Here is a 14,820-nt window from a genome sequence, read left to right on the forward strand (position 1 = left end):
GCTCCGGCGTGCCGTCAGCCGATGATCAGCGGTCCGAGCAGCAGGTCGATGAAGCGGCGGGTCCACGCGGGGGTGATCGGCTCGCCGCTGACCAGCACGCGGTGCTCGACGGTGCCGGCGATGGTGTCGAAGATGATGTCGACCTCCTCGCAGGCCGAGGCGGTGTCGGTGTCCGCCTCCAGTTCGCCGCGCGCCTGGGCGGCCGCCCGGCCCTGCCGGACCAGCCGCTTCTGCGGGTCCACGATGGCCTCCCGGATCCGGCGGCGCAGCTGGGGGTCCCGGGTGCCCTCGGCGAACAGGGCGAGCAGCGCGGCCTGGGTCTCCGGGCGGGCCAGCAGGTCGGCGAACTGGCCGACCACGGCCTCGATGTCGGCCCGCAGGCTGCCGAGGTCGGGCATCACCAGCTCGTCGAAGAGGCTGGCGACGGCGTCGACCACCAGCTCGTTCTTGGAGGGCCAGCGCCGGTAGAGCGTGGTCTTGGCGACCCCGGCCCGGCTCGCGACGTGGCCCATGGTCAGTCCGCCCCAGCCGTGTTCGGCGAGGGCCTCGCGGGTGGCGTCGAGGATCGCGAGGTCGGCGGCGGCGCTGCGCGGGCGGCCCTTGGCCCGGACGGCGCCCTCCCGGGCGGTGCCCTCCCGAGCGGAGCCCTCCCGAGCGGAGCCGTCCCGGACGGTGTCGTCCGGTCTCACGGAGGGCTGGGCGGCCGGCACCGGGCCTCCTTGCGATCTACTGGTAAGTAACCTGGGTGGGGCTGGTAACGGTAGCGACTGTTCGCCGATTCGGGCAGCCGGGCGGACCGTGAAAGTGGGGCAGCTCACGTCCCCGAACCGCCGGTGGGGCTTGCGGCCGGGGCACCGGCTCCAGTTACGCTACGACCTGTAGCGAAAGCAGTGACAACCAGGCGCCGACCCCGTGGGACGGGGCGGCGCGGGTGCGGGTGGGGATCCGCGCCGAACGGTTCAGGCTACCGGGGGAAGGGCGCACCGACCGGGAACCCGCACCGCGCAGCCCGCGCGAGGCGACTTTCCGGAGGTTGGTGCCCGCGAGCAGTACGGACGGGGGAGGATGGTGCCATGCAGCCACGGAATTCGCGTCTCAACAGCTCCTCCCTGCGCGGTGCGGTCGACCTCGCCGCGGTGAAGGCGGCCGGTGAGGCCGCCCAGAAGGCCGAGCAGGCCCGGGCCGAGCGGGCCCGTCAGGCGGCCGCCGCCGAAGCGGACGGAGTCGCCGCCCCCCAGCCCGCCTACCCGCTCGTCATCGACGTCACCGAGGACACCTTCGAGACCGAGGTCGTCCAGCGCTCCGCCGAGGTGCCGGTCGTCATCGACTTCTGGGCCGAGTGGTGCGGGCCCTGCAAGCAGCTCAGCCCGATCCTGGAGGGCCTGGCCGAGGAGTACGCCGGCCGCTTCGTGCTCGCCAAGATCGACGTGGACGCCAACCAGCTGATCGCCCAGCAGTTCGGCATCCAGGGCATCCCGGCCGTGATGGCCGTGGTGGCCGGTCAGCTGGTGCCGCTGTTCCAGGGCGCGGAGAGCGCCGCCAACGTCCGCAAGGTGCTGGACCAGCTGATCCTGGTCGCCGAGCAGCGCTTCGGCATCTCCGGCGGCGCGGTCGTCCCGGGCGAGGCCGACGACGCCGCGGTGCAGCGGCCGGAGGACCCGGCGCTGGCCGCCGCGCACGACGCGCTGGACGCCGGCGACCTGAGCGGCGCCGTCCAGGCGTACCGGAACGTGCTGGTCGACCAGCCGGGCAACACCGAGGCCAAGCTGGGCCTGGCGCAGGCCGAGCTGCTCCACCGGGTCGAGGGCCTGGACCTCCAGTCGGTCCGGGCGGCCGCCGCCGCCGACCCGAAGGACGTCGCCGTCCAGCTGCAGGCCGCTGACCTGGACCTGGTGGGCGGTCACGTCGAGGACGCCTTCGGGCGTCTGGTGGACACCGTCGGCCGGACCTTCGGCGAGGACCGGGACACCGCCCGGCTGCGCCTGCTGGAGCTGTTCGAGGTGATCGGCCCGGAGGACCCGCGGGTGGTCGTGGCCCGTGCGGCGCTGGCCCGCGTGCTGTTCTGAGCCGCGTGCTGTTCTGAGCCCGCCGTTCCGAGCCGCTCCCGCGGCGGCCCGGCCCCGGTGCTGGCACCGGGTGCCTGGCACCTCGGATGACCTGCGGTGTCGCCTGGTGATTTGGCGACAATCCGGTCAACCGGACAGAGGTTTACCAAATCTTGATTTCACCCGTGGGTGGTCACTTTCCGTGACCACCCACGGGTGTTTCGCTCCTGTTTCCGGCAGATTTCGCCGTCACGTTTCCTTCAACGCGTCACGCACGGTGCAACTCGGGTCAATTCCATGATCAATGCCACCTGGTGTTGCATTACCCGTCAGTAAGGCACCCCTTGTGCTTCGCCCGGGATTCAAGCACGATCGGCCACGCCCGGTCCCAGACTCCACACCCTCCGACAGCCCGTCGGCCACGCGGAGCGCGGGATCCCCACCGGGTGATCCGCCGGCTCCGGTCGGCGGTAGGGAGGGCAGGGGGGTATCCGCGGTCCCACGGCGGTTCCTGTCCTCGACCGGCCGCGCGGCCCTGCGCGGTCGCTGGTTGTCGCTCGGGGGTGATCGCCGATGTCGTCGGTCCGACCCGTCGTCCCGCAAGGACGGCCGGTTTCGGGACGGGAGTGCCGCAGTACGCAGGCCGCTCCCGCGTCCGACGACGCCCAAGGCGCTCTCCGCTACCGAGGACGTAGCTCTCTCCCATCCCAGGCTCCCACCGGCGCGGGACGCGCCGCCGGGAAGCCGGAGATGTACGTCCTAGAAGGAGGACTCGCATGTCCAAGACCTACGGCAAGACCCGCTGGAAGCGCTTCGCCCTGGTGATGGTGCCGAGCGTCGCGGCCACCGCGATGGTCGGCGTCTCGATCGCCAACAGTGCGCTCGCCGCCTCGTTCAGCATTTCCGGCCAGCAGTTCAAGGTCAGCACCGACCAGCTGCACGGCACCAACTTCTCCCAGTTCGGCTCGGTCGACATCGAGGCGAACGGCAAGCCCCACCCGGTCGCGGTCTCGGCCTTCGACCACGCCGACATCACCAACCTGTGCCAGTCGGTGGTGACGGACCTGTCCGGCTTCGGGCTGGGCAAGATCACCCTCCAGCTGCACGCCGGTACCGAGGCGGGCAAGCCGGTCCAGGCCGACAACCTGCTGATCGACCTGGAGCAGCTGAAGGCGGACGCGACCTTCACCCAGATGAACATCGGCCAGGACGCCTCCACCCTCTCGGGTACGGCCACCCAGGGCTGGGCCCCGCACGCGGGTGTCACCAAGGCGGGCGGCGGCGCCGGCCTGCCGACCGGCGCGACCGGCTTCGCCCAGTCCGCCAAGACCGCCGACCTGAGCGGCGTCCAGCAGACCGCGCGGGCCACCTCGGCCGGCACGTTCAAGCTGAACGGCCTCAACCTCGCGCTCAAGAGCGGCGACGGCGCCGGCAACGAGTGCTTCTGAGCCACGTCTGACGGCACGCCGACCGGCGTGCCCGGATGACTGGGCAACCCGGGGCCGGGGGCGGCGGGCGACCGCCACCCCCGGCACCCACCTTTTTCGTTCTTCCCTCGTAGCGACGTCGAGGAGCTGCACCATGTCCAGCGCAACGGTCGAGACGCGGCCCCGTCAGCAGAACCCCGTCGGGTGGCTCTGGCGGCACTTCCGTGAATTCCGCCGCTCCAGGCCCTTCTGGGGCGGCCTGCTGGCCATGATCGCCGGCGTCCCGATCCTCTACTTCCCGTACGCCCACCTCACCTTCGGCGGGCTGACCATCGCGATGTCCACCACGGCCGGTGCCGGGTCGCTGATCATCGGGGTATTGATGATCATCCTCGGGCTGACCGCCTGGTTCCAGCCCGCCGTCCGGGTCTTCGCGGGCATCGCGACCATCCTGCTGACGCTGGTCTCGATCCCGGTCTCCAACCTCGCGGGCTTCGGCCTCGCCCTGCTGCCCGGTCTGATCGGCGGCGGACTGATGGTCTCCTGGGCGCCGCTGCCGGAGCCGTCCACCGCGCCGGCCAAGGGGCGGCGCGCACGGCGCGGCCGGCCGGCGGACGGTGCGGTGGCGGAGAGCGTCGCCACCGAGAGCGCCGCTGCCGAGGCCACCACCGCCGAGGCTGCCACCGCTGAGGCCACCACCGCTGAGGCTGCCACCGAGACCGCCGCCGTCGAGGCGCCCACCGCGAAGCTGCCCGCCCAGGCCGGGCCCGTGGAGCAGGCCGCCGAGCCCGCGGCCGAGCCCGCCGCCGAGGCCGCCGTTCCGAAGCAGGGCACCGCCGGGGAGCAGGAGGGGGCGCGGTGACCGGGCCGGCCGAGCAAGCAGAGGGCACGGCCGTCCCCGCGCAGCGCTCCGGCCGGCACGCCGCGCCGCGCACGCCGGTCCGGGTCCGGCTGAGAGGCCGCGCCCTGGCGATGGCCGCGGTGCCGACCGCGCTGCTGATGGCGGCCGCCTACACGCCCAACCCGGCGGTCGCCGAGTCCGCCGCGGGCAAGCCGTGCGGCAACGCGCCGGTGGCCGTGCCGGACGTGGCGCCGGTCGAGGAGACGCCCGTCCCCAAGAGCGAGCTGCCCGAGCCGCCGCCCGCGCCGACCGGTACGCCGGGGGCGACCGGGAGCCCGACGACGACACCCTCGTCCGGTCCGAGCTCGCTGCCGACCACCGCGCCGACCACCACGCCGACCCAGATACCGACCACGGCGCCGACCACCGCGCCGGTGAAGCCCCCGGCGACGGCGGCCCCCCAGTCGGCCGTCCGCTCCGCCACCACCGGCGGCTCCGGCGCGGTCAGCGCCGTCTACCCGGGCACCGGGAGCGGCACGGCCACCGCGAGCCGGGCCGGGCTGATCGACGACCTGGTCGGCGGCATCAACCACCTGCTGAACCCGGGCGGTTCGGCCACTCCTTCGCCGAGCGCGACACCGAGTGCCACCCCCCAGGGCCCGGCCGCCCCCGCCCCGCGGGTCGGCACCCCGGCGCAGCCCGCCCAGCCGCAGGCCCCGGCCGCCGGCACCCAGCAGGCCGCGCCGCCCGCCGCCCAGTCCCCGGACGGGAAGCCCGCCGCCGACCAGCCCTCGGGCGGGCAGCCCTCGCCGGCCGCCACCGCCTCGGGCGCCAAGGCGGGCGGCAAGGCGAGTGGCAAGGCGGCTCCGTCCACGACCCCGTCGGCGGGCTCCTCGGCCGCCGTCACCCCGTCCGGCTCGCCCACCGCGAACCCCAACTGCGACGTGGACGCCCGGAACCTGACCGCCGGTGCGGCCACCGCCGAGCACGTCGTCCCGGAGCAGAACTGGACGCTGCAGACCAGCCGGCTCGGCCTGCACGGCGCGGCCTTCCACGGCGTCTACGACGTGAAGACCCCGACCGGCACCAAGCGGGTGCTGAAGTTCGTGGTCGACAGCGTCGACATCGAGAACCTCGACATGTCGACCCTGGAGGGCAACGGCGTCACCTTCCACGTCCAGAGCGCCCCGGGTTCGACCTCGACCATGCGCAACGGCCCGGTCACCATGTACGTGGAGCGGCTGTCCGGCCACCTGTCCAAGCTGCTCGGCCTGCCGATCCCGATCGACCTGGGCGAGATCACCCTCACCCCGGACACCCTGCCGCGCTGGCTGTACGACCTGATCGGCGCCATCCCGATCCCGCTGGACATCGAGCTGACCGGGGTGACGGCCAAGCAGGCCGGCCAGTTCGGCGGCACCCTGCACATCCCGGGGATGCACCTGTTCAACGACGACGCGCCCTACAGCGACAAGTGACCGCCGAGCGGCGGACGCACGGCGCCGGGTAGCGGACGCGAAACGCCGGTGGGGCGGCCCTCCCGTTTACGGAGGACCGCCCCACCGGCGTTCGTACTACCGGGGCGTCACTCGCCGTGGCCGCCCACGCGGTGCACCTGCACCATGTTGGTGGTGCCGGGGATGCCGACCGGGACACCGGCGGTGACGATCACGGTGTCGCCCTCGCCCAGCTCGCCCAGCTTCAGCAGCTCGCGGTCGACCTGCGCGACCATCGCGTCGGTGGTGGCCACCTGCTCGGTGACGTACGACTCGACGCCCCAGCTCAGCGAGAGCTGGTTGCGGGTGGCCGAGTCCGGGGTGAACGCGATCACCGGGATCGGCGAACGGTAGCGGGACAGCCGACGCGCGGTGTCACCGGACTTGGTGAACGCGATCAGCGCCTTGCCGTTCAGGAAGTCGCCCAGCTCGCACGCGGCGCGGGCGACGGAGCCGCCCTGGGTGCGCGGCTTGCGGCCCGGGTTGAGCGGCTGGAGGCCCTGGGAGACCAGCTCCTCCTCGGCCTTCTCGCAGATCCGGCTCATGGTGCGGACGGTCTCGACCGGATACTTGCCGACGCTGGACTCGGCGGAGAGCATCACCGCGTCGGTGCCGTCCAGGATGGCGTTGGCGACGTCGGAGACCTCGGCGCGGGTCGGGCGCGAGGCGTGGATCATCGACTCCATCATCTGGGTGGCGACGATGACCGGCTTGGCGTTGCGGCGGGCCAGGGTGATCAGCTGCTTCTGGACCAGCGGCACCCGCTCCAGCGGGTACTCGACGGCCAGGTCGCCGCGGGCGACCATGATGGCGTCGAAGGCGAGGACGATCTCCTCCATGGCCTCGACGGCCTGCGGCTTCTCGATCTTGGCGATGACCGGCACCCGGATGCCGACCTCGTCCATGACCTCGTGGACGTCCTTGATGTCCTCCGCGTTGCGGACGAAGGACAGCGCGACCATGTCGACGCCCAGACGCAGCGCGAAGCGCAGGTCGTCCTTGTCCTTCTCGGACAGCGCGGGGACGTTCACGGCCGCACCGGGCAGGTTGATGCCCTTGTTGTTCGAGAGCACGCCGCCCTCGACCACCACGGTCTTCACCCGCGGGCCGTCGACGCTGACGACCTCCAGGGCGATGACGCCGTCGTTGATCAGGATCGGGTCGCCGGGCTTCACGTCGCCGGGCAGGCCCTTGTAGGTGGTGCCGCAGATGTGCTGGTCACCGGGGACGTCCTCGGTGGTGATGGTGAACTCGTCGCCGTTGTCGACGGTCACCGGGCCGTTGGCGAAGGTCGCCAGACGGATCTTGGGACCCTGGAGGTCGGCCAGGACGCCGATGGCCTTGCCGGTGTCCTCCGAGACCTGGCGGACCTTGCGGTACCGCTCCTCGTGGTCCGCGTGGTTGCCGTGGCTCATGTTCAGTCGGGCGACGTTCATGCCCGCCTCGACGATGGCCTTCAGCTGTTCGTAGGAGTCCGTGGCCGGACCCAGGGTGCAGACAATTTTCGCTCGGCGCATATGGATCAGTCTATCCGTTCGTGTTATAGGTGCATTCGGCACGGACCGGGAGGAATCGCCGACGAATGATCCCGAGGAACGAGACGATTCCGTGTCAGTCCTCGGACAGCTCGCTCTCGCGGTGCACCAGGGCGAAGGCCTGCCGGGCGATCTCCAGCTCCTCGTCGGTCGGCACCACCGCGACCGCCACCCGGGAGAACCCGGGCGAGATGATCCGGGCGTCGCCCGAGCGCACCGAGTTCAGCTCCGGGTCCACGGCGATGCCCAGCTCCTCCAGTCCCGCGGTGGCCGCCGCGCGCACCGGCGCGGCGTTCTCCCCGACGCCCGCGGTGAACGCGATCGCGTCCACCCGGCCGAGCACCGCGTAGTAGCCGCCGATGTACTTGCGCAGCCGGTGGACGTACGCGTCGAAGGCGAGCTGCGCGTCCGCGTCCCCCTCGTCGGCGCGACGCATGATCTCCCGCATGTCGTTCTCGCCGCACAGGCCGCGCAGCCCGCTGCGGCGGTTGAGCAGGTCGTCGATCTGGTCGACGGACAGGCCGCCGACCCGGTGCAGGTGGAACACCACGCCCGCGTCGATGTCACCCGAACGGGTGCCCATGACCAGGCCCTCCAGGGGGGTGAGGCCCATCGAGGTGTCCACGCAGCGGCCGCCGCTGACCGCCGAGGCGGAGGCGCCGTTGCCCAGGTGCAGCACGATCACGTTGACCTCGGCCGGGTCCTTGCCGAGCAGCCGGGCGGTGGCCCGTGAGACGTACTGGTGCGAGGTGCCGTGGAAGCCGTAGCGGCGCACCCGGTGCTCGTCGGCGACGGCCTTGTCGATCGCGTAGCGGGCCGCGTACTCGGGCATCGAGGCGTGGAAGGCGGTGTCGAACACGGCCACCTGCGGCAGGTCCGGCCGGAGCGCCCGGGCCACCTCGATGCCGGTGATGTTCGCCGGGTTGTGCAGCGGCGCGACCGGGATCAGCCGGCGGATCTCCCTGAGCACCTCGTCGGTGATCACCGTCGGCTCGGTGAACCGCTTGCCGCCGTGCACCACCCGGTGGCCGATCGCGGCCAGCTCGGGGGAGTCCAGCCCGATGCCGTCGGCGGCCAGTTCCTCGGCGACGGCCTTCAGCGCGGCCGAGTGGTCCGGGAAGGCCTGCACCAGCTCGCGCCGCTCGCCGGCCCGCGGGGTGTGCACCAGCCGGCCGCCCGCCTCGCCGATCCGCTCCACCAGCCCGGAGGCGAGCCGGGCGCCGTCCAGCATGTCGATCAGCTGGTACTTCACCGACGAGGAGCCGGCGTTGAGTACGAGGACGCGCGTCCCTGCGGTCATGCCTGCGGCTCCTTGTCGTCCTGGGCCTGGATGGCGGTGATCGCCACGGTGTTGACGATGTCCTCCACCAGCGCGCCGCGGGAGAGGTCGTTGACGGGCTTGCGCAGCCCCTGGAGCACCGGGCCGACCGCGACCGCGCCGGCCGAGCGCTGGACGGCCTTGTAGGTGTTGTTGCCGGTGTTGAGGTCCGGGAAGATCAGCACGGTCGCCCGCCCGGCCACCGGCGAGCCCGGCAGCTTGGTGGCAGCGACGTGCTCGTCCACCGCCGCGTCGTACTGGATCGGGCCCTCCACCAGGATGTCCGGCCGCAGCGCGCGGACCAGCTCGGTGGCCTTGCGGACCTTGTCGACGTCCGCGCCCGAGCCGGAGGTGCCGGTCGAGTACGAGAGCATCGCGACCCGCGGCTCCACCCCGAACTGGGCGGCGGTGGCGGCCGACTGGATCGCGATGTCGGCCAGCTGCTGGGCGTCCGGGTCCGGGTTGACCGCGCAGTCGCCGTACACCAGCACCTTGTCGGCCAGGCACATGAAGAAGACGCTCGACACGATGGACGCGCCCGGCGAGGTCTTGATCACCTCGAAGGCGGGGCGGATGGTCGCCGCGGTGGAGTGCACCGCGCCGGAGACCATGCCGTCGGCGATGCCCTCCTGGACCATCAGGGTGCCGAAGTAGGAGACGTCGGTGACCACGTCCAGGGCCAGCTCGACGGTCATCCCCTTGTGGGCGCGCAGCCGGGCGTACAGCTCGGCGAACTGGCGGCGCAGCGGGCTGGTGCTCGGGTCCACGACCCGGAGCTGGGCGCGGTCGGCGCCCGGGTCGTCCTGCGGGAGGACGATGCCCAGGCTCGCGGCCTTGCGGCGCACCGCGTCGACCTCGCCGAGCAGGGTGAGGTCGCAGATGTTGCGGCGCAGCAGGATCTCCGCCGCCCGCAGCACCCGCTCCTCGGTGCCCTCGGGCAGCACCACGTGCCGGCGGCCGGCCCGGGCGCGCTCCAGCAGCTCGTGCTCGAACATCATCGGGGTCACCCGCTCGGACCGGCCGACCTCGATCCGGTTGGTCAACTCGGCGGTGTCCACGTGCAGTTCGAACAGTCCGAGGGCGATCTCGGCCTTCCGGGGGCTGGCCGCGGTGAGCTTGCCCTCCAGGTGGGTCAGGGTGGCGGCGGTGGGCCAGCTGCCCTCCGGAACGACCGCGACGGGGGTGCCGGGGGCGAGCCGGGCGGCCAGCGCCATCACGTTCGGGCCGGGGTGCTGGCCGAGGGTCAGCAGCACGCCGGCGATCGGCGGGGCGCCGGCCGCGTGCGCGGCCAGCGAGCCGATCACCAGGTCGGCGCGGTCCCCGGGGGTGACGACCAGGGCGCCCTCGGTCAGCGCGTCCAGGAAGGTGGGCAGCATGGCGCCGCCGAAGACGAAGCCGCGGACGTCCCGGGCCAGCCCGGCCGCGTCACCGAGCAGCACCTCGGCGCCGGTCGCCTCCACCAGCTGGGCGACCGTCGGCGCGGCCAGCGCCGGCTCCTCCGGGATCACGTACGCCGGGATCGGCAGCTTCTCGGTGAGCGCGCGCTGGATCCGCTGCTTGGCGCCCGGGGAGGTCCGGTTGGCGATCATCGCCAGGGTCTCGCAGCCGAGGTCGGTGTACGCCCGGTGGGCGTTGCGCACCTCGGCGATCACGGCCTCCGGGTCCTTGCCCTGGCCGCCGACCACCGGCAGCACGGCGGCGCCGAACTCGTTGGCGAGCCGGGCGTTGAAGGCCAACTCGTCCGGGATGTTGGTGTCGGCGAAGTCGGTGCCGAGCACCAGCACCGCCTGGCAGCGCCGCTCCAGCGCCCGGAAGCGGTCGACCAGCGCGGAGACCAGCTCGTCCTGCCCCTGGGCGGCCTGGAGCGCGGCGGCCTCCTCGTAGGTGAGCCCGTACAGCTCCGTGCCCGGCAGGTCGATCCGGTACCGCCCGCGCAGCAGCTCGACGACGTGGTCGGAGCCGGACTCGCCGGGCGCGGCCGCGTGCACCAGCGGACGGAACACCCCGACCCGGTCCACCTGGCGGGTGAGCAGTTCCATGACCCCGAGTTCGACGGCCTGCCGGCCGTCCCCCCGGTCGATCCCGGTCACGTACACGCTGCGCGCCACGCGGATGTCTCCGTCCCGTCGCCTCGGAAGCTGGTCATCTCGACCATACCTTCGCACCACGAACGCCCGTCCGCGAGCAGAGGCAGGGGGGAGGGGCAAGGGACCAAGGGCCCGGACCGGGGACTTGCGCCGACGCCTGCCCTTGATGTACCTACCTCATGTAGTTACATTGGCTGGTATGGAGACCATGGGACTGCGTGAGCTGAACCAGAACCCGTCCAAGGCGGTCGCGCGGGTCCGGGCCGGCGCGACGATCGTCGTGACCGACCGCGGGCGGCCCGTGCTGAGACTGGTGCCGGAGACGGCCCCGGAGTCGACCCTCGAACGCCTGGTCGCGGCCGGCGAGGTCACTCCGCCCACCGAGCAGGGCATGCCCGAGCTCGCCCTCGACCTGCTGCCGGACGTCGGCAGCCTGTCGGACCTGCTGATCGAGGACCGGAACCGGGAGCGCGACCGTTGATCTACCTGGACTCCTGCGCGCTGCTGAAGTTCATCAAGCCGGAGCCGGAGACGGCCGCGCTGCGCGCCTGGCGGGAGGCGCTCCCTGTCGGCACCGAACTGATCACCAGCGAACTGGCCCGGCTGGAGATCACCCGCACGCTGCTCCGCGCGGGCCTGTCGCACCAGCTGGTCCCGTACCACGTGGACCAGGCGCTCCGGGGGGCCTACCGGGTCGACCTCAGCAGCGCGGTGCTGGCCAGGGCGCTCGCCTACCGCACCCCGCGGCTGGGATCGCTGGACGCGCTGCACCTGGCCAGCGCGGAGCCCTTCCGGGCCGAACTCACCGACTTCGTCACCTACGACCGCGAGCTCGGCCGGGCCGCCGAGGAGCTCGGGTTCCCGGTCACGGCTCCCCGGTGACGCCGACCGGGGCGGTCAGCGGGTGGCGGCGGCCGATTCGGAGCCGGACAGTTCCAGTTCCGTGCCGTGGAGGTAGGCCGTCGAGAGGCGCGGGTCCAGCAGCCAGCCGTGCGGGCGGAGCAGGGCGCCGTCGCGGCCCGGGGTCCAGCCGTCGGCGGTGAGGGCGGCGCGCATGCGGGCCTCCACCTCGGCGGCGGGGAGGCCGGCGGTGCTGCCGAGGGTGAGGGTGCGGGAGCAGAAGTTGGAGCCGCAGTAGCCCCCGTCGGCGTGGGTGACGGTCAGCCCGGGGGGCGGTGAGACCTCCGCGGCGCTCGGGATGAAGGCGTCGAAGGCGAACAGGCCGTAGGCGAGGGCGACGACCGTGCCGACCAGGGCGTGGGCGGTGAGCGCGACGGCCGATCCGGCGACCGGGTGGTCGTACGGCCGCTCCGGTCGGGGGCCGCGCAGCCGCCGCTCGACCAGCGCGCCCGCGAGCACCACCAGGCCGGCCGCGACCGGGTATCCGGCCTCGATCTCGGCGGTGGCGCGGGTGTAGTACCACTCCTGCTCCAGGCCGACCGGCGCCAGGGCCAGTGCGGCGAGGACGGCGAGGACCGCCGCTCCGACGGCCCGGGTGCGGGCCAGGAAGGCCCAGCAGATCAGCGGCGGCAGGAGGTAGGCCAGTGCCAAGGCCGTGAACACGTGCGAGCCCCCCGCCCGTTGACGATCAGTCCCGGGCGGGGAGCCTACGGGGTCAGGCGGGCCGGAGCCAGAGGGTGGCGAGCGGGGGCAGGACCAGTTCGGCGGAGCGCGGCTGGCCGTTCCACTCGACCGGATCGGCCTTGATCGGGCGGGAGTTGCCGGTGCCGCTGCCGCCGTAGGCCTCGGCGTCGGTGTTCAGCAGCTCCTCCCAGAGCTGCTCGCGGCCGTCCAGGGCGGGCAGGCCGACCCGGTGGCCGTGGCGGACGACGGGGGAGAAGTTGCAGACGGCGACCAGCGGGGTGCCGTCGGCGGCGAAGCGGACGAAGGAGAGCAGGTTGTCCTCGGCGGAGCCGCCGTCGAGCCAGCGGAAGCCGTCCGGGGTGGTGTCCAGCTCCCAGAGGGCGGGGGTGTCCCGGTAGGCCCGGTTGAGGTCGCGGACGAGGCGGCGCACGCCCCGGTGGTCCTGGTGGGCGGGCCACTGCTCGTCGAGCACCCACCACTGCGGGCCCTGCTCGTGGTCCCATTCCGCGCCCTGGGCGAACTCCTGCCCCATGAAGAGCAGTTGCTTGCCGGGGTGGGACCACATGAAGCCCAGGTAGGCGCGGTGGTTGGCGCGCTGCTGCCACCAGTCGCCGGGCATCTTGGAGACCAGGGCCTGCTTGCCGTGGACGACCTCGTCGTGGGAGATCGGCAGGACGTAGTTCTCGGAGTAGGCGTACACCATCGAGAAGGTGATGTCGTTGTGGTGGTACTTGCGGTGCACCGGCTCCTTGGACATGTAGACCAGCGAGTCGTGCATCCAGCCCATGTTCCACTTGAGCCCGAAGCCGAGGCCGCCGGCGTCGGTGGGCCGGGTGACGCCGTCCCAGGCGGTGGACTCCTCGGCGATGGTGATCACGCCGGGGCAGCGCCGGTAGACGGTGGCGTTCATCTCCTGGAGGAAGGCGGCCGCGTCCAGGTTCTCCCGGCCGCCGTACTGGTTGGGCGTCCAGCCGCCGCCCTCGCGGGAGTAGTCGAGGTAGAGCATCGAGGCGACCGCGTCGACCCGCAGGCCGTCGATGTGGAACTCCTCGCACCAGTACACGGCGTTGGCGACCAGGAAGTTGCGCACCTCGGTGCGGCCGTAGTCGAACTCCAGCGTCCCCCAGTCGGGGTGCTCGGCGCGCTGCGGGTCGGCGGGCTCGTACAGCGGTTCGCCGTCGAAGCGGGCGAGGGCGAAGTCGTCCTTGGGGAAGTGCGCGGGCACCCAGTCGACGATCACGCCGATGCCGTGCCGGTGCAGGGTGTCGACCAGGTACCGGAAGTCGTCGGGGCTGCCGAGCCGGGCGGTGGGGGCGAAGTAGCCGGAGACCTGGTACCCCCAGGAGCCGCCGAAGGGGTGCTCCATCACCGGCATGAACTCCACGTGGGTGAAGTTCAACTCCTTGAGGTAGCGCGGCAGTTCCTCGGCGATGGCGCGGTAGGTGGTGAGCTCGGGCCGCCAGGAGGCGAGGTGCAGCTCGTACACCGACATCGGGGCCCGGTGGTGCGCGGTGCGGGCCCGGCGGGCCATCCACTCGTCGTCCTGCCACCGGTGGGTGGAGGAGGTGACGACGGAGGCGGTGCCGGGCGGGCACTGGGCGGCCCGGGCGAGCGGGTCGGCCTTGTCGAGGACCCAGCCCTGCCGGGTGTGGATCTCGTACTTGTAGGTGGCGCCCTCGGCGACGCCCGGGACGAACAGCTCCCAGACGCCGGAGGAGCCGAGCGAGCGCATCGGGTGGCCGCTGCCGTTCCAGTGGTTGAAGTCGCCGATCAGCCGTACTCCGGCGGCGTTGGGCGCCCAGACCGCGAAGGCGGTGCCGGCCACGCCGTCGACGGTGCGCACGTGCGAGCCGAGCGCCTGCCACAGCTGTTCGTGCCGGCCCTCGGAGATCAGGTGCAGGTCGAGTTCGCCGAGGGTGGGCGGGGTGCGGTAGCCGTCGTGCTGGCGCTGGGGTTCGCCGTCGGGGTAGTCCACCAGCAGGGTGTAGTCCGGTTGTTCGCCGCCCGCCAGCAGGCCGGTGAACAACCCGCCCTGCTGGTGGGTGAGTTCGGCGGGGCCGTGGGCGGTCTCCACCACCACCCGGTCGGCGAACGGGCGCAGCACCCGGATCGCCGTCCCGCCGTGCACCGGGTGGGCGCCAAGCAGGGCGTGCGGGTCGTGGTGCTGCCCGTTCACCAGTCGGTCCACCTCGGCCGGCGGCAGCGGCGCCTCGGGCAGGCGCAGGGCACCGACCGGGGCGTCCGCGGCGGGACCGGCCGGGGCGGCGGCCCTGCGGTCGGTCCCGCGTTCGGAGCCCCCGCGTTCGGAGCCCCCGCGTTCGGAGCCCCCGCGTTCGGCGGTCCCGCGTTCGGAGCCCCCGCGGTCGGCGGCCCCGGGTTCGGCGGCCCCGGCCAGGAAGGTGGCCGGAACGGGGCGGGTGGGGCGGCCGGTCGGGTCGAGCGGCGTCACGGCGTGGTCCTCCAGCGGCGGGGATGGGCGAACTCGTG

Annotated in this window: 12 protein-coding genes; 6 read left to right on the forward strand and 6 right to left on the reverse strand. The window is 72.9% G+C overall.

The annotated features are described in order from the left end of the window. Positions 1–14: 14 nt before the first annotated feature. Positions 15–566 (reverse strand): TetR/AcrR family transcriptional regulator, encoded by a 552-nt coding sequence (locus ACFC1T_RS23380; RefSeq protein ID WP_375891556.1) that lies wholly within the window; start codon positions 564–566, stop codon positions 15–17. Positions 567–1,073: 507 nt separating this feature from the next. Between ACFC1T_RS23380 and ACFC1T_RS23385 the strand changes: the two genes are divergently transcribed. The 4 genes from ACFC1T_RS23385 to ACFC1T_RS23400 all read left to right on the forward strand — a co-directional run bounded on the left by ACFC1T_RS23385 (position 1,074) and on the right by ACFC1T_RS23400 (position 5,791). Further along, positions 1,074–2,066, forward strand: a complete 993-nt coding sequence (locus ACFC1T_RS23385) for a tetratricopeptide repeat protein (RefSeq protein ID WP_375891491.1) — start codon at positions 1,074–1,076, stop codon at positions 2,064–2,066. A gap of 755 nt (positions 2,067–2,821) precedes the next feature. Then, a complete protein-coding gene (locus ACFC1T_RS23390; protein ID WP_375891492.1) occupies positions 2,822–3,493 on the forward strand; it encodes a DUF6230 family protein in 672 nt (223 codons plus the stop codon). A 133-nt stretch (positions 3,494–3,626) separates the two neighbouring features. Next, positions 3,627–4,334, forward strand: a complete 708-nt coding sequence (locus ACFC1T_RS23395; protein WP_375891493.1) for a DUF6114 domain-containing protein — start codon at positions 3,627–3,629, stop codon at positions 4,332–4,334. Continuing rightward, on the forward strand, positions 4,331–5,791 hold the full coding sequence (locus tag ACFC1T_RS23400) for a hypothetical protein (protein ID WP_375891494.1): 1,461 nt from the start codon (positions 4,331–4,333) through the stop codon (positions 5,789–5,791). The genes ACFC1T_RS23395 and ACFC1T_RS23400 overlap by 4 nt, the downstream gene beginning before the upstream one ends. Positions 5,792–5,898: 107 nt before the next feature. On the opposite strand, the gene pyk is transcribed toward ACFC1T_RS23400, so the two are convergent. From pyk to pta, 3 genes are all read right to left on the reverse strand, one after another. Then, positions 5,899–7,326, reverse strand: a complete 1,428-nt coding sequence (gene pyk / locus ACFC1T_RS23405) for a pyruvate kinase (RefSeq protein WP_375891495.1) — start codon at positions 7,324–7,326, stop codon at positions 5,899–5,901. A gap of 94 nt (positions 7,327–7,420) precedes the next feature. Further along, the gene (locus ACFC1T_RS23410; RefSeq protein WP_375891496.1) at positions 7,421–8,644 is read right to left on the reverse strand and encodes an acetate kinase; all 1,224 of its coding nucleotides are present in this window, start codon (positions 8,642–8,644) and stop codon (positions 7,421–7,423) included. Beyond that, a complete protein-coding gene (gene pta / locus ACFC1T_RS23415; RefSeq protein ID WP_375891497.1) occupies positions 8,641–10,770 on the reverse strand; it encodes a phosphate acetyltransferase in 2,130 nt (709 codons plus the stop codon). Before pta ends, ACFC1T_RS23410 begins: the two co-directional genes overlap by 4 nt. 178 nt (positions 10,771–10,948) lie before the next feature. Between pta and ACFC1T_RS23420 the strand changes: the two genes are divergently transcribed. After that, a complete protein-coding gene (locus tag ACFC1T_RS23420; RefSeq protein ID WP_375891498.1) occupies positions 10,949–11,230 on the forward strand; it encodes a type II toxin-antitoxin system Phd/YefM family antitoxin in 282 nt (93 codons plus the stop codon). Further along, on the forward strand, positions 11,227–11,631 hold the full coding sequence (locus ACFC1T_RS23425) for a type II toxin-antitoxin system VapC family toxin (protein ID WP_375891499.1): 405 nt from the start codon (positions 11,227–11,229) through the stop codon (positions 11,629–11,631). The genes ACFC1T_RS23420 and ACFC1T_RS23425 overlap by 4 nt, the downstream gene beginning before the upstream one ends. Before the next feature lie 15 nt (positions 11,632–11,646). Here the strand turns inward: ACFC1T_RS23425 and ACFC1T_RS23430 are convergent, their stop codons facing one another. Further along, positions 11,647–12,312, reverse strand: a complete 666-nt coding sequence (locus ACFC1T_RS23430) for a hypothetical protein (protein ID WP_375891500.1) — start codon at positions 12,310–12,312, stop codon at positions 11,647–11,649. A gap of 52 nt (positions 12,313–12,364) precedes the next feature. Continuing rightward, positions 12,365–14,782 (reverse strand): 1,4-alpha-glucan branching protein GlgB, encoded by a 2,418-nt coding sequence (gene glgB / locus ACFC1T_RS23435; RefSeq protein ID WP_375891501.1) that lies wholly within the window; start codon positions 14,780–14,782, stop codon positions 12,365–12,367. Positions 14,783–14,820: the final 38 nt, after the last annotated feature.

It is taken from the genome of Kitasatospora sp. NPDC056076, from assembly GCF_042266305.1.
Lineage (GTDB): Bacteria > Actinomycetota > Actinomycetes > Streptomycetales > Streptomycetaceae > Kitasatospora.

Bases quoted from the DNA above. Each gene is read 5' to 3' on its own strand.
- ACFC1T_RS23420 (WP_375891498.1), top strand. From the start codon at position 10,949: ATGGAGACCATGGGACTGCGTGAGCTGAACCAGAACCCGTCCAAGGCG.
- pyk (WP_375891495.1), bottom strand. From the start codon at position 7,326: ATGCGCCGAGCGAAAATTGTCTGCACCCTGGGTCCGGCCACGGACTCC.
- ACFC1T_RS23390 (WP_375891492.1), top strand. From the start codon at position 2,822: ATGTCCAAGACCTACGGCAAGACCCGCTGGAAGCGCTTCGCCCTGGTG.
- ACFC1T_RS23395 (WP_375891493.1), top strand. From the start codon at position 3,627: ATGTCCAGCGCAACGGTCGAGACGCGGCCCCGTCAGCAGAACCCCGTC.
- ACFC1T_RS23410 (WP_375891496.1), bottom strand. From the start codon at position 8,644: ATGACCGCAGGGACGCGCGTCCTCGTACTCAACGCCGGCTCCTCGTCG.
- ACFC1T_RS23385 (WP_375891491.1), top strand. From the start codon at position 1,074: ATGCAGCCACGGAATTCGCGTCTCAACAGCTCCTCCCTGCGCGGTGCG.